Source organism: Cupriavidus sp. 05T313, assembly GCF_056396665.1.
Map to the genome: position 1 here is coordinate 1 of NZ_JBFTLX010000723.1, position 357 is coordinate 357.

Annotated in this window: 1 protein-coding gene; it reads left to right on the top strand. The window is 63.9% G+C overall.

Features of this window, described 5'->3' with window-relative positions:
• Nucleotides 1-69: 69 nt before the first annotated feature.
• Nucleotides 70-357: carbon starvation CstA family protein (locus tag AC1DKD_RS42560; RefSeq protein WP_477144912.1), on the top strand; the 288-nt coding region annotated here is incomplete at its 3' end.

Genomic DNA, 357 nt, shown 5'->3' on the forward strand with positions numbered 1-357 from the left:
GCACCACCCACTCTGCCCGCCATCCGCGTCGCCAGGTTTTTCATATCCGGTCTGAGGAGACCCTTCAACATGAATCGCATCGGACAACACCTGTTGTGGCTGGCCGTCGCCGTGCTCGGCGCGTTTGCCTTCGCCACCGTCGCGCTGTCGCGCGGGGAAGCCGTCAGTGCACTGTGGATCGTGGTTGCCGCGCTCTGCATCTACCTGATCGCGTACCGCTACTACAGCCGCTTCATCGCCGACAAGGTGATGCAGCTCGACCCCAAACGCATGACGCCCGCGTGGCGCCACAACGACGGCCTGGACTACGTGCCGACCAACAAGCACGTGCTGTTCGGCCACCACTTCGCGGCGATC